This is a genomic window from Thermobacillus xylanilyticus (genome assembly GCF_907165215.1).
GTDB classification, from domain to species: Bacteria; Bacillota; Bacilli; order Paenibacillales; family Paenibacillaceae; genus Thermobacillus; species Thermobacillus xylanilyticus.
The window spans coordinates 1-23,856 of record NZ_CAJRAY010000053.1; the positions used below are offsets into that span (position 1 = coordinate 1).

31 protein-coding genes and 1 tRNA gene are annotated in these 23,856 nt (G+C 61.0%); 30 read left to right on the forward strand and 2 right to left on the reverse strand.

Annotated features, from left to right (window positions below; all coding sequences use genetic code 11):
• Positions 1–118: 118 nt before the first annotated feature.
• Positions 119–1,027 (reverse strand): hypothetical protein, encoded by a 909-nt coding sequence (locus KJQ12_RS11075; RefSeq protein WP_213484721.1) that lies wholly within the window; start codon positions 1,025–1,027, stop codon positions 119–121.
• A gap of 87 nt (positions 1,028–1,114) precedes the next feature.
• On the opposite strand from KJQ12_RS11075, the gene KJQ12_RS11080 reads away from it, so the two are divergent.
• From KJQ12_RS11080 to KJQ12_RS11090, 3 genes are read left to right on the forward strand one after another with little or no spacing between them, the layout of a single operon-like run.
• On the forward strand, positions 1,115–1,708 hold the full coding sequence (locus tag KJQ12_RS11080; RefSeq protein WP_213484722.1) for a CPBP family intramembrane glutamic endopeptidase: 594 nt from the start codon (positions 1,115–1,117) through the stop codon (positions 1,706–1,708).
• Positions 1,705–1,956: a hypothetical protein gene (locus KJQ12_RS11085; RefSeq protein ID WP_213484723.1), complete on the forward strand. Its 252-nt coding sequence runs from the start codon at positions 1,705–1,707 to the stop codon at positions 1,954–1,956. The genes KJQ12_RS11080 and KJQ12_RS11085 overlap by 4 nt, the downstream gene beginning before the upstream one ends.
• A gap of 45 nt (positions 1,957–2,001) precedes the next feature.
• Positions 2,002–2,868, forward strand: coding sequence for a metallophosphoesterase (locus KJQ12_RS11090; protein ID WP_213484724.1), 867 nt, complete (start codon positions 2,002–2,004; stop codon positions 2,866–2,868).
• Here the strand turns inward: KJQ12_RS11090 and KJQ12_RS11095 are convergent.
• Positions 2,816–3,730, reverse strand: coding sequence for a polysaccharide deacetylase family protein (locus KJQ12_RS11095; RefSeq protein WP_213484725.1), 915 nt, complete (start codon positions 3,728–3,730; stop codon positions 2,816–2,818). The genes KJQ12_RS11090 and KJQ12_RS11095 overlap by 53 nt on opposite strands.
• A 152-nt stretch (positions 3,731–3,882) precedes the next feature.
• Here KJQ12_RS11095 and KJQ12_RS11100 point away from each other — a divergent pair, with 152 nt between their 5' ends.
• The 27 genes from KJQ12_RS11100 to KJQ12_RS11230 all read left to right on the forward strand — a co-directional run bounded on the left by KJQ12_RS11100 (position 3,883) and on the right by KJQ12_RS11230 (position 23,819).
• Positions 3,883–4,215: a hypothetical protein gene (locus KJQ12_RS11100; RefSeq protein ID WP_213484726.1), complete on the forward strand. Its 333-nt coding sequence runs from the start codon at positions 3,883–3,885 to the stop codon at positions 4,213–4,215.
• A gap of 381 nt (positions 4,216–4,596) precedes the next feature.
• Positions 4,597–5,208 (forward strand): genetic competence negative regulator, encoded by a 612-nt coding sequence (locus KJQ12_RS11105; RefSeq protein WP_213484727.1) that lies wholly within the window; start codon positions 4,597–4,599, stop codon positions 5,206–5,208.
• Positions 5,209–5,333: 125 nt separating this feature from the next.
• Positions 5,334–6,041, forward strand: coding sequence for a glutamic-type intramembrane protease PrsW (gene prsW / locus KJQ12_RS11110; RefSeq protein WP_213484728.1), 708 nt, complete (start codon positions 5,334–5,336; stop codon positions 6,039–6,041).
• Positions 6,042–6,076: 35 nt separating this feature from the next.
• Entirely contained in the window at positions 6,077–6,244 is a 168-nt protein-coding gene (locus KJQ12_RS11115; protein ID WP_213484729.1) for a hypothetical protein, read from the forward strand.
• A 75-nt stretch (positions 6,245–6,319) separates the two neighbouring features.
• Complete coding sequence (gene ypeB, locus KJQ12_RS11120; RefSeq protein ID WP_213484730.1) at positions 6,320–7,693, forward strand: germination protein YpeB; 1,374 nt, start codon at positions 6,320–6,322, stop codon at positions 7,691–7,693.
• An 81-nt stretch (positions 7,694–7,774) separates the two neighbouring features.
• Complete coding sequence (locus tag KJQ12_RS11125; RefSeq protein WP_213484731.1) at positions 7,775–8,428, forward strand: flagellar brake protein; 654 nt, start codon at positions 7,775–7,777, stop codon at positions 8,426–8,428.
• 70 nt (positions 8,429–8,498) lie between these two features.
• The gene (locus tag KJQ12_RS11130; RefSeq protein ID WP_213484732.1) at positions 8,499–8,699 is read left to right on the forward strand and encodes a hypothetical protein; all 201 of its coding nucleotides are present in this window, start codon (positions 8,499–8,501) and stop codon (positions 8,697–8,699) included.
• A gap of 89 nt (positions 8,700–8,788) precedes the next feature.
• Positions 8,789–9,499 (forward strand): (d)CMP kinase, encoded by a 711-nt coding sequence (cmk, locus tag KJQ12_RS11135; RefSeq protein WP_213484747.1) that lies wholly within the window; start codon positions 8,789–8,791, stop codon positions 9,497–9,499.
• The gene (locus KJQ12_RS11140) at positions 9,496–10,071 is read left to right on the forward strand and encodes a lysophospholipid acyltransferase family protein (RefSeq protein WP_213484733.1); all 576 of its coding nucleotides are present in this window, start codon (positions 9,496–9,498) and stop codon (positions 10,069–10,071) included. Before cmk ends, KJQ12_RS11140 begins: the two co-directional genes overlap by 4 nt.
• Before the next feature lie 98 nt (positions 10,072–10,169).
• Positions 10,170–11,405, forward strand: coding sequence for a 30S ribosomal protein S1 (gene rpsA / locus KJQ12_RS11145; RefSeq protein ID WP_213484734.1), 1,236 nt, complete (start codon positions 10,170–10,172; stop codon positions 11,403–11,405).
• Between the two features lie 131 nt (positions 11,406–11,536).
• Complete coding sequence (locus KJQ12_RS11150) at positions 11,537–12,127, forward strand: hypothetical protein (RefSeq protein WP_213484735.1); 591 nt, start codon at positions 11,537–11,539, stop codon at positions 12,125–12,127.
• A 103-nt stretch (positions 12,128–12,230) separates the two neighbouring features.
• On the forward strand, positions 12,231–13,553 hold the full coding sequence (gene der / locus KJQ12_RS11155) for a ribosome biogenesis GTPase Der (RefSeq protein WP_015254751.1): 1,323 nt from the start codon (positions 12,231–12,233) through the stop codon (positions 13,551–13,553).
• A gap of 12 nt (positions 13,554–13,565) precedes the next feature.
• Complete coding sequence (gene plsY, locus KJQ12_RS11160; protein WP_213484736.1) at positions 13,566–14,180, forward strand: glycerol-3-phosphate 1-O-acyltransferase PlsY; 615 nt, start codon at positions 13,566–13,568, stop codon at positions 14,178–14,180.
• Positions 14,170–15,207, forward strand: a complete 1,038-nt coding sequence (locus KJQ12_RS11165; RefSeq protein WP_213484737.1) for an NAD(P)H-dependent glycerol-3-phosphate dehydrogenase — start codon at positions 14,170–14,172, stop codon at positions 15,205–15,207. The genes plsY and KJQ12_RS11165 overlap by 11 nt, the downstream gene beginning before the upstream one ends.
• Positions 15,208–15,317: 110 nt before the next feature.
• Complete coding sequence (locus KJQ12_RS11170) at positions 15,318–15,596, forward strand: stage VI sporulation protein F (RefSeq protein WP_015254748.1); 279 nt, start codon at positions 15,318–15,320, stop codon at positions 15,594–15,596.
• A gap of 120 nt (positions 15,597–15,716) precedes the next feature.
• Complete coding sequence (locus KJQ12_RS11175; RefSeq protein WP_015254747.1) at positions 15,717–15,896, forward strand: DUF2768 family protein; 180 nt, start codon at positions 15,717–15,719, stop codon at positions 15,894–15,896.
• A gap of 22 nt (positions 15,897–15,918) precedes the next feature.
• Positions 15,919–16,215: a 2Fe-2S iron-sulfur cluster-binding protein gene (locus KJQ12_RS11180; protein WP_015254746.1), complete on the forward strand. Its 297-nt coding sequence runs from the start codon at positions 15,919–15,921 to the stop codon at positions 16,213–16,215.
• 16 nt (positions 16,216–16,231) lie between these two features.
• On the forward strand, positions 16,232–16,855 hold the full coding sequence (locus KJQ12_RS11185) for a nucleotidyltransferase domain-containing protein (RefSeq protein ID WP_015254745.1): 624 nt from the start codon (positions 16,232–16,234) through the stop codon (positions 16,853–16,855).
• Positions 16,852–17,598, forward strand: a complete 747-nt coding sequence (locus KJQ12_RS11190) for a hypothetical protein (protein WP_015254744.1) — start codon at positions 16,852–16,854, stop codon at positions 17,596–17,598. Before KJQ12_RS11185 ends, KJQ12_RS11190 begins: the two co-directional genes overlap by 4 nt.
• Before the next feature lie 386 nt (positions 17,599–17,984).
• Entirely contained in the window at positions 17,985–19,463 is a 1,479-nt protein-coding gene (gene spoIVA / locus KJQ12_RS11195) for a stage IV sporulation protein A (RefSeq protein ID WP_213484738.1), read from the forward strand.
• Between the two features lie 237 nt (positions 19,464–19,700).
• A complete protein-coding gene (locus KJQ12_RS11200) occupies positions 19,701–19,976 on the forward strand; it encodes an HU family DNA-binding protein (RefSeq protein WP_015254742.1) in 276 nt (91 codons plus the stop codon).
• Positions 19,977–20,093: 117 nt separating this feature from the next.
• Positions 20,094–20,170 (forward strand) — tRNA-Pro (locus KJQ12_RS11205).
• Between the two features lie 170 nt (positions 20,171–20,340).
• Positions 20,341–20,562 carry a trp RNA-binding attenuation protein MtrB gene (gene mtrB / locus KJQ12_RS11210; protein ID WP_015254741.1) on the forward strand — a complete coding sequence of 74 codons (222 nt, stop codon included), beginning with the start codon at positions 20,341–20,343 and terminating at the stop codon, positions 20,560–20,562.
• 120 nt (positions 20,563–20,682) lie between these two features.
• Positions 20,683–21,243, forward strand: a complete 561-nt coding sequence (locus KJQ12_RS11215; protein ID WP_213484739.1) for a hypothetical protein — start codon at positions 20,683–20,685, stop codon at positions 21,241–21,243.
• Positions 21,244–21,355: 112 nt separating this feature from the next.
• A complete protein-coding gene (locus tag KJQ12_RS11220; RefSeq protein WP_213484740.1) occupies positions 21,356–22,225 on the forward strand; it encodes a heptaprenyl diphosphate synthase component 1 in 870 nt (289 codons plus the stop codon).
• Positions 22,226–22,242: 17 nt separating this feature from the next.
• Complete coding sequence (locus KJQ12_RS11225; protein ID WP_213484748.1) at positions 22,243–22,947, forward strand: demethylmenaquinone methyltransferase; 705 nt, start codon at positions 22,243–22,245, stop codon at positions 22,945–22,947.
• Complete coding sequence (locus tag KJQ12_RS11230; protein ID WP_213484741.1) at positions 22,944–23,819, forward strand: UbiA-like polyprenyltransferase; 876 nt, start codon at positions 22,944–22,946, stop codon at positions 23,817–23,819. Before KJQ12_RS11225 ends, KJQ12_RS11230 begins: the two co-directional genes overlap by 4 nt.
• Positions 23,820–23,856: the final 37 nt, after the last annotated feature.

Genomic DNA, 23,856 nt, shown 5'->3' on the forward strand with positions numbered 1-23,856 from the left:
TCAAAAAGTGACATTTTCACAGACGAGTTAAGGTGACATTTTCACAGACGATTGACATTGTCATTGTTGCTTAAATATGAAAATTTCAGCAACAATCTGCGTAAGGCCGGAAGACTTCTCAGTTTCCGCTGAACATCGGAATCTGCGGGAGCAGTTCCCCGCCGCCGTAGACGGTCCGTTTCTCCAGGAAGTCGCCGCTTCGGACGGCTTCCGTACGAAGCAGGATGTCCACGGCACGATCCACGGACGAGATCCCGAAGCCCGCCGCCTGGCCGGAATCGAAGAAATGATCGACCCGTGCGGCCAGATCCTGCGGATAATAGTCCGGCAGCACCCGGCGTTTCTTGAGCAGTCCGGCCGCAATCGCGTTCTTGATCAGGAGCGGCTGGCTGTTCCACGTTTCGAGCGTCATGCCGGAGCCGTTCGGCGCCTGGTCCGGAAGATCGGGATCGAGGGAGGCTCCCCACTTGACCATGGCGTCATAATATTGCTTCTCCGCCAGCAGCGCATAATCGAGGGCTTGCCGGTAGACCGCGTCTTCGCCGATCCGGCGGATGACGGTCTGGGCATCCGCGGCCGCGCCGTTCGCATGACGGCTGAACGTCTCCGAGAAAAGTTTCAGGCTCTTCAGCACATTCGTCTGCGCATCGGCGAGCAGCGGGGAGGACGACGGAATGTCCGCGCGCTCCGCTTCCTTGTAACGGTCGTTCGCGAACGCAGCCAGCGATTTGAGCCGCTTGGCCGGATCCGGCGTCTGTCCGGCTTTCATGCTTGCCGTCTCCCGGATCCATTCGCCGGTGAAGGAACGAAACGGCTGGTAGACCGTATAGTAATACGACAAGAGATCCTGCTGCTGGTAGGACGCAGCGCCGGGCGGCAACGTCTCCGAAAGTTTCGGCGCATACCGCGCTTCGGTCCTTTCCGTCCCGATCTTCATGCCCAGCAAGAAGGTGGCGACGGCTACAGCAAGCATGAAAAGAAATCCGAGGCTGAACAGCAATTCCGTCCGTGGCAATCGCTTCTCCATGACAGTCTCCTTCATACGATGTATGATAGAGTCAAACGCTCTCCAGTATAGGGGAAATCTTCGAAAAAGGAAATATGCGGTCGAACGATGAAAAAATTCAACCTGAGAAACTTCAAGCTGCGGCGCGTCACCGTCCAGGATCTGGATGACCGTCTGCTGCTGGTCAATCTGTACGCGACGCAAGCCCTTATGCTTATTATCGGAACGGCCTGGCTGATTTTTCAGGGGCAAAATCCGATTTCGCTTCTGGCTTGGCCGGATGGCCTGCAATTTCTTTATTGGGGCGCCGGACTTGCGGCCGCTGCTCTCCTGGTCAATCTTGCCGCGGAACGCTGGATGCCCGAGGAAGCGGCGGATGACGGCGGCGTCAATGACAGGCTGTTCCGCGGCCGGCCGGTCTGGCATATTCTGCTGATCTCGGCGACGGCCGCGTTATGCGAAGAGATGCTGTTCCGCGGGGCGGTGCAGCATCATCTCGGTCCGTACTGGACCAGCATCGTGTTCGCGGCGATCCATGTCCGCTATCTGAAGCACTGGATTCCGACGGGCCTCGTCTTCCTGACCAGCTACGGGCTCGGATGGATCTATATCGAGACCGGCACGCTATGGGCGCCGATCGCCGCGCATTTTCTGATCGACGCCGCGGGCGGTCTGATGATTCGGTTTCGGAGGGAATCATGAAGGAACAACAAGACGAATTTCCGTTGTCCAGGCGGCGCTCCCGTTCATCTTCCGTCGTGCAATCGCCGCAGGATGGCCGCCGTGCGGACGAAGAGCAGACGGAAGGGACGCCGCTGCCGCCGCGCCGGGTGAAATTTCCGTCGAACAAATATCAGACGGCGCGTTGGTTCTACAATGCGCTCATCGTGCTGTTCTTGGCGCTGATGACGGCGCTGTTCCTGTACGGGCGCGAATTGTCCGGAGAATGAAGCAAGACTGCCGGGAGTCTTTCGGCGGGGAAGGAGGACTGGTGCGTGATCGCATGGTGCGCCGCGGCGGCTGCCGCCTGCTCAGCGCTCGGGGCCGTCATGGTGCGGGAAGCGTTCCGTGTGCGGCTGCGCCGGGAAGAGGTTGTGCTGACGCGGCTTCCCGCGGAATTTGACGGTTACCGGATTTTCTTCATCAGCGACATTCACCGGCGGACCGTCCATCCGTCGCTGATCCGCCTTGCCGCGGAAGCGGGAGGCGCGGATCTCGTGCTGATCGGCGGCGATCTGACGGAGGGCGGCGTGCCGGCTGAACGGGTGCGAGCGAATGTCAGGCTTCTGTCCGGCATCGCGCCGGTGTTCATGGTGTTCGGCAACCACGATTATGACGAGGATGCCGAAGCGCTTGCCGAACTGCTTCGGGAAGAACGGGTCGGCCTGCTTCGGAACGAATCGCGCATCATTGAAAGGGACGGTCAGGCGATTCGTCTGGCCGGCGTGGATGATCTGAGCGCGGGGCGGGACGATGTCCGCGCCGCGCTGAGCGGCCGGACCCGCCCCGGCCGCCAGCCGGCCTTCACCATCCTGCTGGCCCATGATCCGCTCATCGTCGAGCGGATGACGGCCGAGGACGCGCGCCGAACGGATCTCATCCTTGCCGGGCATACGCACGGCGGCCAGATCGTCCTTCCGCTTATCGGGCCGCTTGCCCGCGGCCATCTTCGCTATCTGCGCGGCTGGCGGCCGCTGCCGCGGCACAAAACAACCGGAGGCGCAGGGCGCCCCCGGCTGTTCGTCAGCTGCGGCTATGGCACATCGCATCTTCCGCTGCGCCTGTCGGCGCCGGCGGAAGCCCATCTGTTCACGCTCCGGTCCCTTCGCCGTCCGCCGGCGCGGGCTCCGGAATCTCGATGAGCGCCGGATCGAGGAAGCCGTATCCCGCCTCCTCGATCTTTCCGAGCAGCTTATCGAGCGCTTCCGCGGTCCAGGGCAGCTCGTGCATCAGAATGTTGGCCCCGGAATGGAGCTGGTCCAGCACGTTCTCGATTACGGCATCCGGCTTGTTCTTCGTGCTGGAATCCCAATCGAGCGATCCGTTCGACCAGGTTGTGTAGAGCAGTCCGAATTCCTCCGCGATGCCCCTGACATAGTCGCCGCCCGATCCGAACGGCGGCCGGAACATCTTCGGCGTCTCGCCGATCGTCTCCTCCACCAGCTGCTGGACGCGGCCGATCTGGTCGCGCACGGTCTCTTCATTTTCTTTCTTCAGGTCGATGTGGTCCCAGGAATGATTGCCGATCGTATGGCCCCGTTCATGGATCAGCTCGAGCAGTTCGGGCTGCTTCACCGCGCGGTAGCCGTTCACGAAGAAGACCGCTTTCGCCTGGTGGTTGTCCAACGCATCCAGCATCTGTTCCAGGATCGCCCGATCCTTGGGCCCGTCGTCGAACGTCAGCAGCACCACCTTCGAATTTGCCGATTCGTCGATCGGTTCGAAACGGTACGCGCCGTTCATCCGGTATTGCGGAGCGGCGGGAACTGCCGCGGTTTCATCATCGCCATCGGCTTCGGTTTCTTCTTGGGGCGAACCGGGATCTTCGCTTTCGCCGGATTCGCCGGCTTCGCTGTCCGCCGTGTTTACCGCTTCCGGCCGCGACGTTTCATTCGCCGCGCCGGTGTCGTCAGAGCCGGAGCCGTCCATCCGGATATCCGCTCCCTGTCCGCAGGATGTCATCAGCAGCATCGCGGCCGCAAGCGCGAGCGCCGGTTTTCGCATCGTCATCGCCTCCTTGGGTGTCGCCAACATTTTAACACGGGGCAGCCCGTCCATCCACGACCCGGGCTTCCTGATTTTGACCCGGATTGTCGTCATTGGCGCGGGCAACACTAGGTACGCAATCCATCTGACACACGAGGAGGGACCCGCGAATGCGCATGCGCGGATTTGTGGCGGGCGGCCTGATCGGCATCGCGGCCGGCATCATTCTGTCCCGCAAAAAACCGGGTTCGGTCGAATGGTTCATCCGCAGGGCGGACCAACTGATGACCGGCGCGAAACACAAAATGATCGAGCAGGTTCTGAACCGCCGGTTCGGCGCTGAGGAGCGCGGCGGCGAGCATGATGCCGGCAAAGCCGAATCCGGTTCGTCATGGAACACGATCCGTTCGTTGATCAACGCGGATGCCCGCGTGAAACACGAAGCGGAGCGGATCCTGGCCGAAGCCGGCGATGCGGCGTCTGAACAAGACAAACCGCATTGAGGCTTGCGGCTTGACCGCGCAGCTCGTCCGGGCGGGGCCGGCCGCGTTGCACAGGCGGCACGCGAGCCCCGCCGGGCGGCGGTACGGGCGGGCGTCCCCGTACAACAGCGAACATATGCGAATATCTTGCGAAAATTGACCGATTTCAAAGCGGGCAGGATTCTCCGAAACGGCCGCGGCACGGATACATTCCGTTGTTCCGCTGGTCCGCCGCCCGTTTTTTGCTTTCCCGGGGAATTGGGTTTGCTTTCTTCCTCGTTTCCTAGTGCATTTCGCCGGCATCCATGATAACATAGAAGCAAGATCTTGCCTGTGGACATGGGTTCGTCCGGCAGGGTCGCAGGGCAGAAATGTACGATGCTGCAGAGGGGGAGAGCCATCATGAAGATTGAGCGGCTCAGTCAGGACAAGATCCGCATCTTCCTGACGTTGGACGACCTCCTTGAACGGGGGATCCAGAAGGAGGACTTGTGGCGCGAAATTCCCAAGGTGCACGAACTGTTCAGCGAAATGATGGACCAGGCTTACAGTGAACTGGGATTTGAAGCGAACGGTCCCCTGGCGGTCGAAGTGATCGGCCTTCCGGCGCAAGGGATGGTTGTCATCGTCACCCGAGGCAGCGGAGACGTCGATCATCACGGATATGCAGATGATGACGAGCGGGAACACGACGACGAATTATACGAGATGGAACTGACGCTGGAGATCAGCGATACGATCCTCTATGCGTTCCGGGATTTCGAAGACGTCGTCGCCGCGGCGCGCAGGCTTGCCGCAGCCGGTCCGGAAATCGGCGGCAAGCTCTATGCCTACAAGGGTCTGTACCTGCTGGCTTTCGATTCGTCCGGAGTCGAGCAGTCCCGTTATCAGGCGATCACCGCGGTTCTCGCCGAATACGGCGAGGCGGCGTCCGTGACGGAAGCCGTGCTTGAAGAATACGGCAAAGTCATCTTCGCATCCGATGCCGTGAAAGAGATCAACGAGCGGTTCTGATCTTGTCGACCGGCTGTCCGATATTGAAGCGCATCCGAGGCGCAAGGTCCGCTTTCGGGCGCGCTTCTGTCATTCATGCGGGCTGTGCGGGGCGGCAGCGCCCCGGAGAAGGGAGGGATGGCCGCATGTGGTTGTTGTCGATGCTCACGGCGGCCGTCGCCCCGGGCATCGCGCTGCTCGCCTATTTCTATCTGAAAGACCGGTATGATGCCGAACCGATTCACATGGTCGCGCGGATGTTCATCATCGGCGCGCTCATCGTGCTTCCCATTGCCGTCATCCAGCGCGGCCTTACGCTCGAACTCGGCGAGTCTCCGTTCGTGCAGGCCTTCCTCGTCTCCGCGGGCATCGAGGAAGCGATGAAATGGTTCGTGCTCTACCATATGATCTACAACCACACCGAATTCGACGAGCCCTACGACGGCATCGTCTACGCCGCCGCCGTCTCGCTCGGGTTTGCCACACTTGAAAACGTGCTTTACGCGCTGCTTCTGCCCGCTTCGTTCGGATCGCTTCTCCTGCGGGCGCTGCTGCCCGTGTCCGGCCATGCGCTGTTCGGGGTGCTGATGGGCTATTATATCGGCAAGGCGAAGTTCGCAAGCGCGAGATCGGGCAGGTATCTCGCCGCATCATTCCTGATACCGTTATTCTGGCATGGCGCGTTCGATTATATTCTGCTCGTGTTCAAGCAATATTGGATGCTGCTGATGGTGCCGCTCATGGCCTATCTGTGGTTCCGGGGCGGACTGAAAATCAGGCGCGCCAACGACCGGTCGCCTTTCCGCTCCATTCCGCGCGAAGACGAGATTAAAATGCAGCGGATCCGTCCATAATGGGTTAAGAAGACAAGAAAGGACGGGTAGCGCAAGTGACGACGGCGGCATCGAACCGGGTGAAAGTGCGCATCCGCTGCAGGCGGTGCGGCGAGAAATTCATCCTTCGCGGCAGGCGGGACAAAGGCCGGATCGACACCGGCTTCCGCCAGTGCCTGTGCGACAATACCGAGGATTTCGAGATCGACGAGCACTGGGAGTGATCGTCAGCGGTGCATAAAGCTCCTTCCGCCCAAGCAAACTAACGCCAAGTTTGCCAGCGAAAGGAGCTTTGTCTTATGTATACGCGTCTCAGCGCGGTGCTGTTCCCTGTCTTCGCCGTTCTGCTTGCGGGCACGGCCTTCTGGGGATACAGGGAGCACCAGGAGAAGAACAGTCTGCTCATCAAGGCGGAGAACCAGTATCAACGCGCTTTCCACGACCTCAACGCGCATATCGACCAGCTGCACGAGCAGCTGGGCAATACGCTTGCGGTAAATGCGTCTTCGCATTCCTACCAGCGCAAGGGCTTGATCAACATCTGGCGCATCACGAGCCAGGCGCAGAGCGAAGTCAACCAGCTGCCGCTTACGTTGCTGCCGTTCAACCGGACCGAGGAATTTCTGTCGCGGATCGCCAATTTTTCGTACAAGACGGCGATTCGCGATCTGACGAAGCAGCCGCTGACCGAACAGGAGCTCGCAACGCTGAAATCGTTGTATCAGTCGGCTGAAGATATCGCCAAAGATTTGCACGCGGTGCAGCAGAAGGTGCTGGCCGACAACCTGCGCTGGATGGATGTCGAGCTGGCGCTCGCTTCCGAAGATTCGCCGCGGGACAATGCGATCATCGACGGCTTCAAGACGGTGGACAACAAGATCGCCAAATACGCCGAGCTGGATTGGGGACGTCCGGTGGCCGCCATGTATCGCAAACGGACGGTCGATATCCTGTCGGGCAAGCCCGTGTCCGCCGACGACGTGCGGAAAAAAGCCGCCAAGCTGCTCGGCCTTGACGACCCGTCGGCCGTTCAGGTGACGGAAAATGCGCGGGGCACGGAATATGCCGTCTATTCCGCCACCGTAAACACGGGGGACGGCGTGATTCAGATGGACTTCACGACGCGGGGCGGAGAGCTGATCTGGTACATGAACCCGCGTGAGATCGGGAATCAGCGGGCCGTCAGCCTGGACGATGCCGAGCGGGCGGCGCGCGAATTTCTGAAGGAACGGGGCTATCCGGAAATGAAGGCGATCGCGGTCGATCCTTATGACAACGCGGTGAACCTGACCTATGCGCCGGTTCAGGACGGTGCGGTCATCTATCCCGAGAAGCTGACGGTCAAGGTGGCGCTCGACCGCGGCGAAGTGATCGGGCTTCAGGCGGCGGATTATGTCTACGAGCACAAAGAGCGGAAATTGCCGAAGCCGGCGGTTGACGAGGCGGCGGCGCGGACAAAGCTGAATCCGGAATTCCGGGTGGAACGGTCGCAGCTCGCCGTCATCAAGAACGATCTGGACGAAGAAGTGCTCTGCCACGAATTCGCCGGGCGGATCAACGGCGGGCGGTACAAAATCTACATCAACGCGGAAAACGGGGTGGAGGAGAAAATCGAACGATATCAGACGGCAGAAGACGCCGGAGCGGGGCGTGAGGCGGCGCAGGCCGGATAAAACGCATTTCAAGCCGCAATTCCTGCTGGTTGTGTCTTTCTTCCCATGATATAATTTCTTGTAATGGGGGGGAAGACCGAATTGGAGCCGAAAGTCAATACGTTCCTGTATTTGCAGGTGGCATCTTCGGATGAAGAAGAAGCGAAGGCCGTGTATAAATCGCGCATCGCTGACGTTCAGGACGATACTCTGTACATCGAGGTGCCGCTCGAGGAACAGACAGGCCGGTTCAAACGGCTGTTTCCCGGGGACGAACTATCGGCTTACTACCTGACGGAAGGCGGCGTGAAGCATTATTTCAACACGCACGTGCTCGGTTTCCGCGGCGATGTCATCCAGCTTGTCGCCGTTCGCAGACCGGATCCCCAATCGATCCGGAAAATGCAGCGGAGAAGCTTTCTCCGCGTCCCGGCGGCGCTGGAGCTGGCCGTCAAGCTGGCGAACCAGGTCCGATTTCTGGCCTACACGGACGACATCGGCGGGGGAGGCATCTCATTTGTCACGGACCCCGAACGGGAGCTCAACGCCGGCGACGTCATGGAGTGCTGGCTGCTGCTGCCCTACAAGAACGGGACGATCGAGCACGCTTTCTTCAAGCCGGAAGTCGTGCGGGTGAAGAAGCTCGAGTCCGGCCGGAACCGGGTCATGGCCAAGTTCATCGAGATCACGGACAGCGAACGACAGAAAATTATCCGATACTGTTTCGAGCGCCAGCTCGAATTCCGCAAACGTTGACGTGCGTCCGTCCGCCGCGCATCGGATTCCCAATATCCGGGAATCCTTAGCCGGGAAGGAGGTGCGGCGGATGGATAGGCGGAAGGCGGGTCGGAGCGGCCGCAGGGTGTGGACGGCCGCTGCGGACAGGATTTGCATGCGGCTGGCCGTCATCATCGCCGTGCTGCTCGCGCTCGTTGCCGCGGCGCAGACGGCGTTGCATATCGACGGCATACGGCCGTTTCTGTCAAAGACGGAACGCCTCGAAGGCGTGCCGCGCGGGGACAGATAATTTTGCATCCTGCTGCGGTATGTGGTATAATTTTCGCGTTTGGCAGGCCGTGCCTGCTTTTTTCATGATGGTCGCTGGAGGGGTCTACGCTGACGAACATTGCGCAGGACAGCAGTCCGCGGCGCATCGCGATTGCCATTGACGGTCCGGCGGGAGCCGGCAAGAGCACGGTTGCCCGTCTGGTAGCCGGCAGATTCGGTTATGTTTACATCGACACGGGCGCGATGTATCGGGCGGTTGCGCTGGCCGCGCTTCGCGCGGGCGTCGAGCCCGGGATGACGGGCGAGCTTGAAAAACTGGTGTCGGAGCTGGACATCCGGCTGGAACCGGGCGCTGCCGCGCAGCGCGTCCGTCTGAACGGCGAGGACGTGACGGACGAGATCCGGTCCCGCGAAGTGACTTCGGCTGTTCCGGCCTATGCGGCAGTGCCCGCCGTGCGGGCCAGACTGGTGGAACTGCAGCGCGCCATGGCCCGGGAAGGCGGCGTTGTCATGGACGGCCGTGATATCGGCACCCACGTGCTGCCCGACGCGGAACTCAAAATCTTTCTTACGGCAAGCGTGCAGGAGCGTGCGCGAAGACGGTACGAGGAAAGCGGGCGGGCGCAGGGGATGACGCTGGAGATGCTTGAAGCGGAGATTGCCGAACGGGACCGGCAGGACGCAAGCCGGGAAATCTCCCCGCTCGTCAAAGCCGATGACGCGATCGTTCTGGATACGACGACGCTTACGGCCGAAGAAGCGGCGGAACGCATCGCCGCGCTCGCCGGACGCTCGATCGCGGAGGCGGGCAGACCATGAATTTCTATGAGATCGCCCGTGTGGTGCTGCGGACCCTCTACACAGTGCTGTTCCGGCTGAAAGCCCACGGCGTGGAGAACGTGCCCCGGGAAGGCGGCGTGCTGATATGCTCGAACCATATCAGCGTGCTGGACCCGCCGACGCTCGGCATCTACGTGCCGCGGCGCCTCCACTACATGGCCAAGTCGGAGTTGTTCAAATTCAAACCGTTTGCCGCGCTCATTACGGCGCTCGGGGCATTTCCCGTCAAGCGGGGCGGCGTCAGCAAAGAGGCGATCAAGACGTCTCTGCAGCTGCTGCGGGATGGTCATGCGATCCTCATGTTTCCTGAAGGAACACGCAATTCGGACGCTTCCTCCGCCAAACGCGGAGCCGCGTTGCTCGCGATCCGGAGCGGAGCGACGGTCGTGCCGTGCCGAATCATCGGCGGCTACCGGCTGTTCCGAAGGACGCACGTCATCTACGGGCCGCCGATCGACCTTTCGCCGTATGCCGACAGTACGGACGGCGAAGCGCTGGATCAGGCGACCGAGCTCATCATGCAACGCATCCGCGAGTTGCAAGTCGGATAGGCAGATGAATCATTCATTCGTTTTAAATGCGCCGGCCGTTTCAACGGCGGCCGGCGGGTTTAAATAAAGTTGGGGCAGAATCGAGGAGGTTAGTGTCCATGTCAGAAGAAACGAAAAACCTGGAAACCGCGGCAGCGGAAACTCAAGCCGAAACCGCGGCGGAGACCATTACGGAGCAAAATCTGGATCAGATGGTCACCCTGAAGAAAGGCGATATTGTGAAAGGCACGGTCATCAAGATCGAGGACAACCAGGCTTATGTAAGCCTTGGATATAAATATGACGGTGTCATTCCGCTTCGGGAGCTGTCGGCAGTTCAACTTGACAACGCGGCGGATGCCGTGCAGGTCGGCCAGGAACTCGAGCTCAAGGTCATCAGCATCGACGATGACAAGGAGCGCCTCGTCCTCTCGAAACGCCAGGTCGATGCCGAGAAGGCATGGGATCGGCTGCAGGAGCAATTCGAGAAAGGCGAAGTGCTCGAAGTGACGGTTGCCGATGTTGTCAAAGGCGGTCTCGTCGCCGACGTGGGCGTCCGCGGCTTCATTCCGGCATCGATGGTCGAGCGCCATTACGTCGAAGATTTCAGCAGCTACAAAGGCCGCACGCTGCGCGTCAAAATCAAGGAGCTTGACCGGGAGACGAACAAGGTCATCCTGTCGGCCAAGGAAGTGCTCGAAGAAGAGTACGAAGCGAACAAGCGTCGCATCATGGAATCGCTTGAGCCGGGTCAGATCATTGAAGGCACCGTGCAGCGCCTGACGCCGTTCGGAGCGTTCGTCGACATCGGCGGCATCGACGGTCTGGTGCACGTTTCGGAGCTGGCCTGGGAACATGTCGCCCATCCGCGCGACGTCGTCTCCGAAGGACAGCAAGTGAAAGTGAAAGTGCTGAAGGTCGATCCCGAAGCAGGCAAGATCAGCCTGAGCATCAAAGCGGCGCAGCCCGGTCCGTGGGAGCTTGCGGCTGACAAGTTCCACAACGGCGACATCGTCACCGGCACCGTGAAGCGCATCGTCAGCTTCGGCGCGTTCGTCGAAGTGGCGCCCGGTGTGGAAGGCCTCGTTCACATCTCGCAGATCGCGCATCGCCATATCGCGACGCCGCATGAAGTGCTGAAGGAAGGCCAGGAAGTGAAAGCGAAGGTGCTCGACTTCAACCCGGCCGAGAAGCGGATCTCGCTCAGCATCAAGGAGACCGAGGAAGCGCCGGAGCAGCCGTCCCGTTCGGAGCGGAACAGAGGCGGCCGCGATCAGGTTGAATCCATCCCGAAAGAGAACCTGAGCTTCACGCTCGGCGAACGTTTCGGCGACAAACTCAGCAAACTTAAATAAACCCGACGTCGACAGTGGGGCCGTCTTCACCGGATCGCCGATCCGTGCGGGGGCGGCCCTCTTTGCGGCTCTTCCGTCGCCCGCAACGTATGCGGCCTTCCGGCGCATAATAGGGCGAGGAGGGATAGCCGGTGAATGCTGGTTGGACGGCGGCCTGGGTGATGGTAACGGCCGGCATATTGCTCGCGACCGGATGGAAGAAGCAGCTCCTCGATGATGTCCCGCCCCTTCGCGCAGCCGTGCTGGCCGCTGCGCTGCTGGCCGCATGCGGGTTTGCCGGCGTATGGACCGGGTTGGCCGGGTCGGCGCTGCCGCAATGGCTGGCGGTCTTCGGCGCCTGCGCCTTGCTGCGGAAGGCCGAGCCAGGCAAGCGCCTTCAGGCGCTCGCCGGCGCCGTGCTCGGAAGCATCGCCTGGATATGGCTGAGGAAGCTGTATGCGGCCGATCCGGTCTTCATTCTCTGGGACGCTCAGCTGGACGGGCCGTTGGCGGCCGGCTTACTCGCCGCTGCCTCGGCGGGACATTTCCGGGCGCAATTCGCGGCCGTCGCTGCCGCGGCGATCGCGGCCGAATGGGCTGTTCCCGCCGCGGACGGCGGATGGGCATGGCTGGACGGATTTCTCGCATCGCTCTCGGCGGCGCGGGCGGTTACGGTGCTTGCGCGCGGCGCCGCGGCGCTGGCCGGCCGTCTGCGGCCGCACGCGAACCGCGGTGCCGAATGATCCATTTCCGGATGAAGGCGTTTCTATGGTATATTGTATAAGTTAAGTGCAGTTTTTCCGATCGCTGAATGCTGGTCGAATGATGATCAAGGAGTGGGCAAGGATGGCAAGACCCGTTGTCGCGATCGTCGGGCGGCCCAATGTCGGCAAGTCCACCATTTTCAACCGCATCATCGGTGATCGGCTTGCCATCGTGGAAGACAAGCCCGGCGTAACCCGCGACCGCATATATGGTACAAGCGAATGGAACGGAAAGACGTTCAGCATTGTGGACACCGGCGGCATCGAGATCGACGCCGGAGACGAGATCATGCGCTCGGTGCGGGCGCAGGCCGAACTGGCCATCGACGAAGCCGATACGATCGTGTTCATGGTCGACGGCAAAGCGGGGCTTACCCATGCCGACGAAGAGGTTGCGCGCTTGCTGTTCCGCTCGGGCAAACCGGTCGTCGTCGCGGTGAACAAGGTCGACAACCCCGGGAGAATCGACTCCATTTACGAATTTTACAGCCTTGGTTTCGGGGATCCGATCGCGATTTCCGGATCGCACGGCACCGGCATCAGCGATCTGCTCGACCGGGTTGTCGAAGCGCTGCCTGAACCTTCGGAAGAGGAGTACGACGATGATGTGATCCGGGTGGCGCTCATCGGACGCCCGAATGTCGGCAAGTCATCGCTGGTAAACGCCATCCTGGGCGAAGAACGCGTCATCGTCAGCGACGTGGCGGGCACGACGCGCGATGCGATCGACACGCCGTTCGAGAAAGACGGGCGGAAGTTCGTGTTGATCGACACCGCCGGCATGCGCAAGCGGGGCAAAATTTACGAGACGACGGAGAAATACAGCGTGCTTCGGTCGCTTAAAGCGATCGAGCGATCCGACGTCGTGCTGGTGCTGATCAACGCGGAAGAAGGCATCATCGAGCAGGACAAACATATTGCCGGCTATGCCCACGAAGCGGGCAAGGCCTCGGTGCTCGTTGTGAACAAATGGGATGCCGTGGAGAAGGACGACAAGACGATGCGGCAGTTCGAACTGCGCATCCGCGACCAGTTCCAATTCATGTCCTACGCGCCGATCGTGTTCCTGTCGGCCAAGACGAAGCAACGGCTGCACAGGCTGCTGCCCGTCGTCGAACATGTGGCCGAACAGCATGCGATGCGGGTGCAGACGCATCTCTTGAACGATATTGTCGCCGACGCCGTCGCGGTCAATCCGCCGCCGACGGACAAAGGCAAACGGCTTCGCATCAACTATGCGACCCAGGTTGCGGTCAAGCCGCCGACGATTGTGCTTTTCGTCAACGATCCCGAACTGATGCATTTCTCCTACTCGCGTTATCTGGAGAACAAGATCCGGGAGGCGTTCGCGTTCGAAGGCACGCCGCTCCGCATCATTGTGCGCAAGAAGTCTGACGAGGATTAGGGGGAAGTCTGGTTGTTGGCATCGATTATTGCAGTCGCGGCGAGTTACTTGCTTGGCTCGGTATCCTTCAGCATCCTGATCGCGCGCTGGGTCAAGGGCATTGACATCCGGCAGCACGGCAGCGGAAACGCGGGCGCGACGAACACGCTGCGCGTGCTCGGGAAAGGCCCGGCGGCAGCCGTCTTCCTGCTCGACGTGGCCAAGGGAATTGCCGCGGTTCTGATCGGGCAATGGCTGGGCGAGGGCGAGATCTGGGTGCCGATCCTGTGCGGTGCGGCTGCGATCACCGGCCACAACTGGCCGATCTGGTTCCGCTTCAAGGGCGGCAAAGGCATTGCCACGACGATCGGCGTCATGGCGACGCTTGCGTTCTGGCCTGCGCTCCTTGCCGGCATCATCGCGATCGCCGCAATCGCCATTACGCGGTATGTTTCGCTCGGCTCGCTGATCTTTGCCGCCCTTTTGCCGGTTTTCATTCTTGTTTTGTCCATGCCTTATGAGCTGTTCTGGGTCAGTCTGCTGATCTGCGTCTATGCATTCATCCGGCATCGCACGAATATCGTGAAACTGGTTCGGGGGCAGGAACACAAGCTCGGAGCCGGGAAAGGAGTGCCGAATGAAAAATAAGCGCGCTGCCGTACTCGTCGCCGGGAGCTGGGGAACGGCTCTTGCGACCGTCCTTGCCGACAACGGCTGCGACGTGACAGTATGGACAAGGCGGGCGGAACAGGCGGACGAGATCAACCGGCATCATACGAACAGCACCTATCTGCCGAACGTTGTATTGCATGAACGGATACGGGCCGTGACGGACATGGCCGAGGCGCTGATCGGCGCGGACATCGTCGTGTTCGCCGCGACTTCATCCTCGGTAAGGGAAGTGGCGAGAAAGGCGGCCGGCTGCATCCCGCAGAATGCCTATGTCGTCCATGCCGTCAAAGGGTTCGAGCGCGATACACTTAAACGGATCAGCACCATTCTCGCCGAAGAGCTCGCGCGGCCGGAGTCTTCCATCGTCGTGCTGTCGGGACCGAGCCACGCGGAGGAAGTCGTCCGGCGCTGTCCGACGACGGTCGTCGCCGCATCGATGTCGAAGGAAGCGGCGGAAGCGGTGCAGGACTATTTCATGAACGCCTATTTCCGCGTTTATACGAATCCGGATGTCATCGGCGTGGAAGTCGCCGGCGCGATCAAGAACATCATCGCGCTCGGCGCCGGGCTGTCCGACGGCCTCGGATACGGGGACAACGCCAAGGCCGCCCTGATTACGCGCGGTCTTGCGGAGATCGGACGTCTCGGCCAGGCGATGGGCGCCCAGCTCCTGACGTTCGCCGGGCTCGCCGGCGTGGGCGATCTGGTCGTGACGTGCACGAGCCGGCACAGCCGCAATTGGCGCGCCGGTTCGATGCTTGCCGGCGGCATGAGCCTGGACGAAGTGCTTGCATCGATGGGCATGGCCGTCGAGGGCGTCGGCACGACGCGTGCCGCCTATGCGCTCAGCCGCCGGTACGGCGTGCCGATGCCGATCACCGAGCAGCTGCATGCCGTATTGTTCGAAGGAAAGCCGCCGAAGGCGGCGGTGGAAGCGCTGATGGGCCGCGTCCGGACGCACGAAAGCGAAGAAGTGGCGAAAGCCTGGCTGGAAGCCGAGTGAAGGCTCAGCTGCGAACGTTTCTCGTCCGCGGATGACGCGAATGGAACAAGGCCGCACCATGTGTCCCGACTCCGCATATGATGCATTCAGCACAACGGAGGAGGGGAGCTATGAGCGGCAAGAACTTGTCCAAAGACGTCCTGAACGTCGTAAAGAAGAAGACCGGCAAGCCGATCAGCGAGCAGCAGGTGAAGAAGCTGGCCGGCAGCGTGACGGCGAAGACGTTCCAGAACGAAGCCGAGCTGCGCCGCTTGATCAAACAGGTGTCGGCGGTTGCGAACGTGCCCGTATCGGAGGATACGGTGAACGATATCGTGAACGCGGTCCGCAAAAGCGGCATGAATATGGAGCAGCTGGAGTCGCTCATCCGCACGATGATCCGCAGGTGAGCGCAAAACCGGGGCAGCCGGCATCCCTCCGCGGCGGGGTGCCGGCCGTTTTTGCTTGTATCGCCGCACCGATGGTATAATGTTCAGGAACTTTATGCGAAACTGGAGACGATAACGGACATGGATGCCATGACGAAAATGTGGGTCTCGCTGATCGGAATCGGGTTGATGGCGCTGTCGGCCGTCGCGATTACGTTCGCGCGACTCAAGACGAAGGGATTTGTGCGGGGCGTTCTTTCACTGATCGCTTTCCTTCTGCTGATGATCGGCTTTTTGCTCGGACTGATCTCCATTCTGTAATGTACATAAGGAGCATGAAATCATGATTTATTTGCGCGGAAGAACGAAGGAAGCTTCCGTCCCTGCCGAAGCAGGGCTTTCCCTGTTGGAGCACGCGCTCAAGGCCGGCGTTGACTGGGGATTCTCCTGCACGCGCGGCACCTGCGCCCGCTGCCGGTGCAGGGTCGAGGCGGGAGCGGAATGGCTGGAAGACATTACGGACGCCGAATGGGACAGGCTGGAGCCGGAAGAATTCGACGAAGGCTACCGGCTCGCCTGCCAGGCTGTCGTGCGGGCGGGGGCCGGAGAGATCCGCGTCGTGAACCGCCCGTATTTCTGACCGCGGAGTGAGCGCCATGGATCATGAGTCCCGGATCGAACGGGCGCTGTGCCGGATCGCGGAACGGCTGGACGGAACCGGCGTTGCCTGGGTGGTCGGCGGCAGCGCCGGATTGATGCTGCGCGGGCTGCCGCTGCCGGCGCCGCCGCGCGATCTTGATCTGTACGCGGATCCGACGGATGCGGAGGCGATGCACGAGGCCTTGAGCGTCTGGGCGGTCGATCGACCGGTCCGCAGTGTGACGGAGCGCTATGAGTCCATTTTGAGCCATTATCGCATTGAAGACGTCCACGTGGAGCTTGTCGGCGGATTCGTCGTCGAAGACCGCGGCTGCCGGTACGAGGTGCGCGTGCGGGACATTCTGCTGCCGGAAGCGGAGCGCCGCACGCTGGAGCCTTGCGGCACCGGCGCGGCCATCGTCCCGCTCGCGCATGAGCTGTGGTTCAACTGGCTGCGCGGGCGAAGGGACCGTCTGGAGCTGGCCGCGGACGCCATCGCCGCGGATCCGGACCGTCATTTGCGAGCTTTCCGCGCCTTGACGGCTGATAGCCGCTTCACTCCCGAGGCGATTGCAGAGGTGGAATCGCTGCTGTCCGCAGCGGCGAGACATCGGAAGGAAAGGGCGGGCTGCGAATCATGACAAGGTTCGTCAGACGGCGACCGGGCGCCTGGTTCCGCGTCCCGGCCGCCTTGCTCATCATTTCCGTATTGCTGACCGGCTGCCTGTATCCGAAAGACCAGCTTGCCCAGAACCGCATGCCGCCGCGCGACGCGGTTAGGCTCGTGCAGGCGGCGGTGGACGACTACCGCAGGGACACGGGGCTCTTGCCGATCAAGAACGCGGGTCCGGAAACGCCCCGATACGAGAAATATGTCGTTGATCTGGCCAAGCTCAAGCGGACCGGCTATTTGTCGGACTTGCCGGCGGCGGCCTACGAGAAAGGCGGAAACTATTATTTTCTCGTGCTGGACGAAGAGACGGAACCGATCGTCAGACTGATGAACATCGCCGTCCTGCAGCAGCTGAACGATCTCCAGAGCCGCGTGGATGAATACAGGTCGTCCAACGGCGGCGCTCTGCCGGCCGGAGAGCCGGTCTATCCGTCGTTCGCCGCGCTCGATTTCGACAAGCTGGGCGGCAGAAAACCGGATATCCGCAGCGTCTTCAGCGGCCATCCGATCACGGTGCTCGTCCATGACAGCGGCGCCGTCTTCGCCGATTACGGCATCGACGTGCGGCGGCTGGTCGAAAGCAGCGGCACCGCGCCGGACCCGGATGCGGACCTGCGCGAGCTGCTGACGCGGGAGACGCTGTTCGTTCCGGTCAAATCTCCCGTCTATCATTGGATCGACGGCGACCCGACGGCCCGATACCCTGAATAAAGGTTGTTCCTGTGCGAAAGGCGGAGCATGAGGCTCCGCCTTTCTTAATTTTTAACAGTCATAGACGATCATTTCACGTCATATACCAGCAGAGGAAAGCATGCGGCCGCCGTGCTGACAAATTCTCGGACGGGGTCATATTCGGGACGTGTCTGTAATAGGATGATACCAGTCCAATACGGTTCGAACAGCGGACGCCGGACGATGCCGGGCCGGCCATGCTCCCGGTCCGGTGCGGCGCGGAGAGGTGCGATCGGCGGCGACGGGCGGCTCAAGGAGCACGGCGATGGTCCGGCCGGGCGCCGACGAATCCGAGGTCCCGCGCTGCCGGCGGTGCGCCCGGACGCACTCCGTGTTCTCGGAAAATCGAATGGAGGGGATATCGAGTGGAAAAAGTCGACATTTTCAAGGACATCGCCGAACGCACGGGCGGAGACGTCTACCTCGGCGTCGTCGGGGCCGTCCGCACCGGCAAATCGACCTTTATCAAACGGTTCATGGAGACGGTCGTGCTGCCGAACATCACCAGCGAGGCGGACCGGATCCGCGCGATCGACGAGCTGCCCCAGAGCGCCGCCGGGCGGACCATCATGACGACCGAGCCGAAATTCGTCCCGAACCAGGCCGTGCAGATCCGCGTATCCGAAGGACTGGAAGTGAACGTTCGGCTCGTCGATTGCGTCGGGTATGCGGTGGACGGGGCCAAAGGATACGAGGACGAGAACGGGCCGCGCATGATTACGACGCCCTGGTTCGATGACCCGATCCCGTTCCAGGAAGCGGCCGAAATCGGCACGCGGAAAGTGATCCAGGAACATTCCACGATCGGCATCGTCGTGACGACGGACGGCACGATCGCCGAAATTCCGCGCAGCGCCTATCTGGAAGCGGAAGAGCGGATCGTGCAGGAACTGAAGGATGTCGGGAAGCCGTTCGTCATGATCGTCAACTCGACGCGGCCGAATTCCATCGAAACGCAAGCCCTTCGCAGCGAGCTGCAGGCGAAATACGATATCCCGGTCATGGCGCTCAGCGCGGCCACGATGGGCGAAGAAGACGTCCTGTCCGTACTGCGTGAAGCACTCTACGAATTCCCGGTGCACGAAGTCAATGTCAATCTCCCGAGCTGGGTCATGGTGCTGAACGAGAACCACTGGCTCAGAACGAGCTACGAGCAGTCGGTCCGCGACACGGTGCAGGACATCCGGCGGCTTCGCGATGTCGACCGGGTCGTGCAGCAATTCCTCGAGTACGACTTCATCGCGCGCGCCGGCCTCAGCGGCATGAACCTGGGCCAGGGCGTGGCGGAGATCGATCTGTATGCGCCTGATGAGCTGTACGATCAGATCCTGACGGAAGTCGTCGGCGTCGAGATCCGCGGGAAAGACCATCTGCTGCAGCTGATGCAGGAATTCGCGCACGCCAAGAAAGAATACGACCGGTTCGCGGAAGCGCTCGAAATGGTGAAGACGACGGGATACGGCATTGCCGCTCCGACATTGTCCGAGATGTCGCTTGACGAGCCGGAACTGATCCGCCAGGGTTCCCGGTTCGGCGTCCGGCTCAAAGCCACGGCGCCTTCGATCCATATGATCCGCGTCGATGTCGAGTCGGAATTCGCGCCGATTATCGGCACGGAGAAGCAGAGCGAGGAACTGGTGCGCTATCTGATGCAAGATTTCGAGAACGATCCGATCAAGATTTGGGAATCGGACATTTTCGGCCGGTCGCTGCATTCCATTGTGCGCGAAGGAATCCAGGGCAAAATCGCGATGATGCCGGACAATGCGCGCTACAAACTGCAGGAGACGCTCGGCCGCATCATCAACGAAGGTTCCGGCGGCCTGATTGCCATCATTCTCTGAACCGGGGAAGCGCGCTTGAAACGGCGCGCTTTTTTCACGTTCGGACGAAAGGATGCGATCAGGACGTCAATGACCGGGGAATGCCTGAACCGCCGCGCCCGGCGCCCGGTTTCTACTTGAAAATCGGAATGCCCTGTATTAGTATAGAAATTGTGCGGTCAAAGGTATAAATTGGCTTGGAACGGTTAAACAGTATGATAGAAAAACGGTCAGCCGCAGCCAGGGGAGGTGAATGCGATGAACAAATCCGAACTCGTCAACAAAGTAGCCGAGATTACCGAACTGTCCAAGAAAGACGCTGCCAAGGCGGTCGATGCCGTATTTGACGCGATTGCCGAAGCTCTGCAAAACGGAGAAAAGGTGCAGCTTGTCGGTTTCGGCAATTTCGAAGTCCGCGAACGTTCTGCACGCAAAGGCCGCAATCCGCAGACGGGCGAACCGATCGAAATCGCCGCCAGCAAGACGCCCGCCTTCAAACCTGGCAAGTCGCTGAAGGAAATGGTCGGGGAGTAAGCAGCCCCCTGATGCCGTGATCGTCCGGATGGCGCGTCCATTCGGACGATATCATTTTTGTGCACGCCGGCTATTGACAGCGGGCCGGCGATCGATTAGAATCATCTTTGCGTTTGTCGGGTGTTAGCTCAGCTTGGTAGAGCGCTACCTTGGGGTGGTAGAGGTCGCCAGTTCAAATCCGGTACACCCGACCATTTCTTCTCGAAGAGGAACTGCTTCCGCAAGGCAGGAAGCAGTTTTCTTTGTACAACGACAATATCTTCACAGCGCAAGCGGTGCGCCCTCCCGGAAGGACGGCGCAAGCCGCTTGGCTTGCCGGCGCACGGCACCGGCCGACGCGCACGAAGACGCCGGAGGCGATGGAATGGACACGAGCATGGCGGATTACGTGGTCATCAAGGCGAAGGATCAGGGCGTCGTTGTCATCGGACTTACCCGGGGTCAGAACACGAAGTTTCATCACACCGAGAAACTTGACAAGGGCGAAGTGCTGATTGCGCAGTTCACCGAGCATACGTCCGCGATCAAAGTCCGGGGCAAGGCGACGATTCTGACGAAGTACGGCACGATCGAGACGGATCAATAAACCTGAACGGCGCGGTCCCTCGCGGCTGCGGCGGAGAAAGCAGGCATAGCCTGTTTTTTTTGTTTGTACACTATACAGGCGGGGACATCCCGGCAAGAAGCGAATGGCGGAGGGATCGGGATGAAATCAGCTGCCTGGAGAGCGCTGGCTGCCGCAGCCTGCTGCGCGGCCGCCGTAGCCTTGCTGCTTGCGGTGCTGCAACCGGAAGCCGTGCAGCCCGATGGACGGCATTTGGCGGTATTTCGCCAGGATCGATCCGTCCGGCTGGACAGCAACAATGTGGTCGATCTGCTGGCTTCGGCCGAATTCGGACAGAAGATTAAGCGGGTGCATTGGTCCGGATCCGTACTGTCCGTCGATTTTGCGGTTCGGGACGATGACGCGGCGGCGGAAGCCGTTTTCTCGGACTTGAAGGAATTGATTCTGCAGGCGTTCGGTCACACGACGAACGTTCAGCGCCTGCTCGTCCGTTTCGAAGAAAATGAAGCCGGGTCAGCCGCCGGCCGGGGCAGGCTGCTGCTTGCAGCCGACGTCCGCCGATCCGACCCCTGGATTGCGGAGCAATGGACCGGGCTCAAAGACGCGGATCTGGGCCGCGACGCGGTCTGGCGCAAACGGCTCAGGCTGACGGCGACAAGCCGCTGGAACGAACGATTCGGCCGCGCGGCGCCGGATTCGTGACAGCTGTGTGTCCTTCGGATGTGTTCGGCTTCACAATGTGCTATAATAGGTTTCGAATTTATACGGCCAAGGCGCGGCATGAAACGCCGGCCGCGGCCCGGAGGCATAATGGATGAACGCTTACCGCATTCCCGAAATCGCGAAGAAATATGTCGAGTACGACATGATCCGCAAGCATACCGAATTGCCCGCATTCCCGGATTCCCGGGCTCGTTTGTTGTATACGCTGCTTGCGAGCGGCAAGCACCCCTCCGAGCGGAGCGAGCTTTACGCCCTCGTCGTCTGGCTCGTTCAGCTCGGCCTGGACACGCATGACCTGGTGGACAATCACTCCGGCAAACGTCCGGAGCGTGAGATGCGCGCCCGCCAGATTCTGGTGCTTGCAGGCAATTACTTCAGCAGCCGGTTTTACCATCTGCTGTCGCAGGCCGGACAGATCGAGATGGTCCGGCGGATCAGCAACGCGGTGTGCGAGGTCAACCGGTTGAAGATGAACCTCTATACGCGCATGAAGCAGCGCAAGGTGACGGCCGATGAATACATCGGCATCCACACCGAGCTCAAGACCGGTCTCTTCGAACTGTTCGGCAGCCTGCTGGACGAGCGCTTGTCGGCGCTCTATCCGGATCTGTTGCGCGGGTTTACCCGCTGCGAGGTCGTACTGAACGAACTCGAACGTGTGGAATCGCCCGGTCAGTTTGAAGGCAGCTGGGGATACTGGCGCATCATGCAGGACGGCACCGAGGACGAGCGCCGGCAGCTTGCGCAGCATCCCCGGGAAGAAGGGCTGATCCGTCAGTTGATCGCCAAATACAACCTGCGCGCCCAGCTGACCGAATTGCTCCGCCAGTCCATTGCGCAGGTGCAGGCCGTTCTCCGGCTTCTGGACTCGGACAAGCTGGCGGCGGAACTGGCGCAGATCGGCAGAAAGCTGCATCCATCCTTTGCCTTGCAGCACGCCGTGACGAACGAGACGAGGTGAAGGACTTGGAAGGCAAGATGAAGGAACAGTACGTTCACGAAGTGTTCCAGAGCATCGCGCCGAAGTATGACAAGATGAACGACATCATCAGCTTCCGCCGCCACAAGGCGTGGCGCGCGTTCGCGATGCGGCGCATGAGCGTCAGGCCCGGCACGTCGGCCGTCGATCTGTGCTGCGGCACGTGCGATTGGACGATCGCGCTGGCCCGGGCCGGAGCCGCCCGCGTCGTCGGGCTGGATTTCAGCGAAGCGATGCTGGAGATCGGCCGTCGCAAGGTTGAACAGTCCGGGCTGGCCGGCCGGATCGAACTGCATCACGGGAACGCAATGGCGCTCCCGTTCGAGGACAACGCGTTCGATTACGCGACGATCGGATTCGGGCTCCGGAACGTGCCGGATCTTCGCCAGGTGCTGCGGGAGATGACCCGCGTCGTGAAGCCCGGCGGGCTGGTCGTCAGCCTGGATGCCTCGAAGCCGACCTGGCAGCCGTTCAAGGCGTTGTACGATCTCTATTTTCAGCATTTGATGCCCCTCCTGGGGAAAATATTCGCCAGCCGCTACCAGCAGTACAAATGGCTGCCCGAATCGCTGTCCCAATTCCCCGGAAGGCATGAACTGGCGGAGATTTTCCGCGAGGTCGGGCTTGTGGAGGTGCAGGCTTACCCGCTGTCGGGCGGCGTGGCCGCACTGCATATCGGCGTGAAACGGGGCGGAAAGGCATGATTCGCAAGATACGCATTTTCCTCGAGATGATCAAGTTTGAACATTCGCTCTTCGCGCTACCCTTCGCGTTCGTCGGCGCCATCCTCGGCGCCGTCATGATGCTGGACCGGCTTCCGACCTGGAGCGAGATCGGCTGGGTCACCATCGCGATGGTCGGCGCGCGCAGCGCGGCCATGGGGCTCAACCGGCTGATCGACCGGGCGATCGACGCGCGCAATCCGCGTACGGCGGGCCGCGCCATCCCCGCCGGACTGCTCGGCATCCGCGAAGTGGTCGTCTTCATCATCGTATCGTTCGCGCTGCTGTTCCTCGCGGCGTTCCGGCTGAATCCGCTGGTCGTCAAGCTGCTGCCGATCGCCGTTTTCGCACTGGTATTTTATCATTATACCAAACGATTCACCTGGCTCTGCCATCTGTTCCTCGGGTTCACGATTGCGCTCGGTCCCCTTGGAGGCTGGCTGGCGGTTACGGGAGAAGCGAGCCCGGCGGCCTATCTGTTGTATGTGTCCGTCGCCTTCTGGATCGCGGGTTTCGATATCGTTTACGCCTGCCAGGATGCGGAGTACGACCGGGAGGCGAAGCTGCATTCGATTCCGGCCCGTTTCGGCGTCCGGAACGCGCTGCTCATCGCGCGGCTCTTCCATATCGTCCCGGCCTTCGGGTTTCTCACGCTGTTCTGGATGACGGATCTCAGCTTCGGCTACCTGGCTGGCGCCCTGATCTCGCTCGGCATTCTGGCGTACCAGCATATGCTGGTCAAGCCGGAAGACCTGAGCCGCGTCAACATCGCCTTTTTCTCGATGAACGGCACGCTGAGCGTCGTCCTGTTTGCGTTCACATTGTTTGATCTGGTGGTGCTTCGCAAGTGGTGAGCGGGATAGCGGAAAGCGGACGTCCGCGCAGATGGGT

Bases quoted from the DNA above. Each gene is read 5' to 3' on its own strand.
- KJQ12_RS11085 (WP_213484723.1), top strand. From the start codon at position 1,705: ATGAAGGAACAACAAGACGAATTTCCGTTGTCCAGGCGGCGCTCCCGT.
- KJQ12_RS11140 (WP_213484733.1), top strand. From the start codon at position 9,496: ATGAATTTCTATGAGATCGCCCGTGTGGTGCTGCGGACCCTCTACACA.
- KJQ12_RS11190 (WP_015254744.1), top strand. From the start codon at position 16,852: ATGACAAGGTTCGTCAGACGGCGACCGGGCGCCTGGTTCCGCGTCCCG.
- rpsA (WP_213484734.1), top strand. From the start codon at position 10,170: ATGTCAGAAGAAACGAAAAACCTGGAAACCGCGGCAGCGGAAACTCAA.
- KJQ12_RS11170 (WP_015254748.1), top strand. From the start codon at position 15,318: ATGAGCGGCAAGAACTTGTCCAAAGACGTCCTGAACGTCGTAAAGAAG.
- KJQ12_RS11220 (WP_213484740.1), top strand. From the start codon at position 21,356: ATGAACGCTTACCGCATTCCCGAAATCGCGAAGAAATATGTCGAGTAC.
- KJQ12_RS11215 (WP_213484739.1), top strand. From the start codon at position 20,683: ATGAAATCAGCTGCCTGGAGAGCGCTGGCTGCCGCAGCCTGCTGCGCG.
- prsW (WP_213484728.1), top strand. From the start codon at position 5,334: ATGTGGTTGTTGTCGATGCTCACGGCGGCCGTCGCCCCGGGCATCGCG.
- der (WP_015254751.1), top strand. From the start codon at position 12,231: ATGGCAAGACCCGTTGTCGCGATCGTCGGGCGGCCCAATGTCGGCAAG.
- KJQ12_RS11130 (WP_213484732.1), top strand. From the start codon at position 8,499: ATGGATAGGCGGAAGGCGGGTCGGAGCGGCCGCAGGGTGTGGACGGCC.
- KJQ12_RS11180 (WP_015254746.1), top strand. From the start codon at position 15,919: ATGATTTATTTGCGCGGAAGAACGAAGGAAGCTTCCGTCCCTGCCGAA.
- KJQ12_RS11100 (WP_213484726.1), top strand. From the start codon at position 3,883: ATGCGCATGCGCGGATTTGTGGCGGGCGGCCTGATCGGCATCGCGGCC.
- KJQ12_RS11165 (WP_213484737.1), top strand. From the start codon at position 14,170: ATGAAAAATAAGCGCGCTGCCGTACTCGTCGCCGGGAGCTGGGGAACG.
- KJQ12_RS11175 (WP_015254747.1), top strand. From the start codon at position 15,717: ATGGATGCCATGACGAAAATGTGGGTCTCGCTGATCGGAATCGGGTTG.
- KJQ12_RS11230 (WP_213484741.1), top strand. From the start codon at position 22,944: ATGATTCGCAAGATACGCATTTTCCTCGAGATGATCAAGTTTGAACAT.
- KJQ12_RS11200 (WP_015254742.1), top strand. From the start codon at position 19,701: ATGAACAAATCCGAACTCGTCAACAAAGTAGCCGAGATTACCGAACTG.
- KJQ12_RS11075 (WP_213484721.1), bottom strand. From the start codon at position 1,027: ATGGAGAAGCGATTGCCACGGACGGAATTGCTGTTCAGCCTCGGATTT.
- mtrB (WP_015254741.1), top strand. From the start codon at position 20,341: ATGGACACGAGCATGGCGGATTACGTGGTCATCAAGGCGAAGGATCAG.
- KJQ12_RS11080 (WP_213484722.1), top strand. From the start codon at position 1,115: ATGAAAAAATTCAACCTGAGAAACTTCAAGCTGCGGCGCGTCACCGTC.
- KJQ12_RS11095 (WP_213484725.1), bottom strand. From the start codon at position 3,730: ATGCGAAAACCGGCGCTCGCGCTTGCGGCCGCGATGCTGCTGATGACA.
- KJQ12_RS11225 (WP_213484748.1), top strand. From the start codon at position 22,243: ATGAAGGAACAGTACGTTCACGAAGTGTTCCAGAGCATCGCGCCGAAG.
- KJQ12_RS11185 (WP_015254745.1), top strand. From the start codon at position 16,232: ATGGATCATGAGTCCCGGATCGAACGGGCGCTGTGCCGGATCGCGGAA.
- KJQ12_RS11105 (WP_213484727.1), top strand. From the start codon at position 4,597: ATGAAGATTGAGCGGCTCAGTCAGGACAAGATCCGCATCTTCCTGACG.
- ypeB (WP_213484730.1), top strand. From the start codon at position 6,320: ATGTATACGCGTCTCAGCGCGGTGCTGTTCCCTGTCTTCGCCGTTCTG.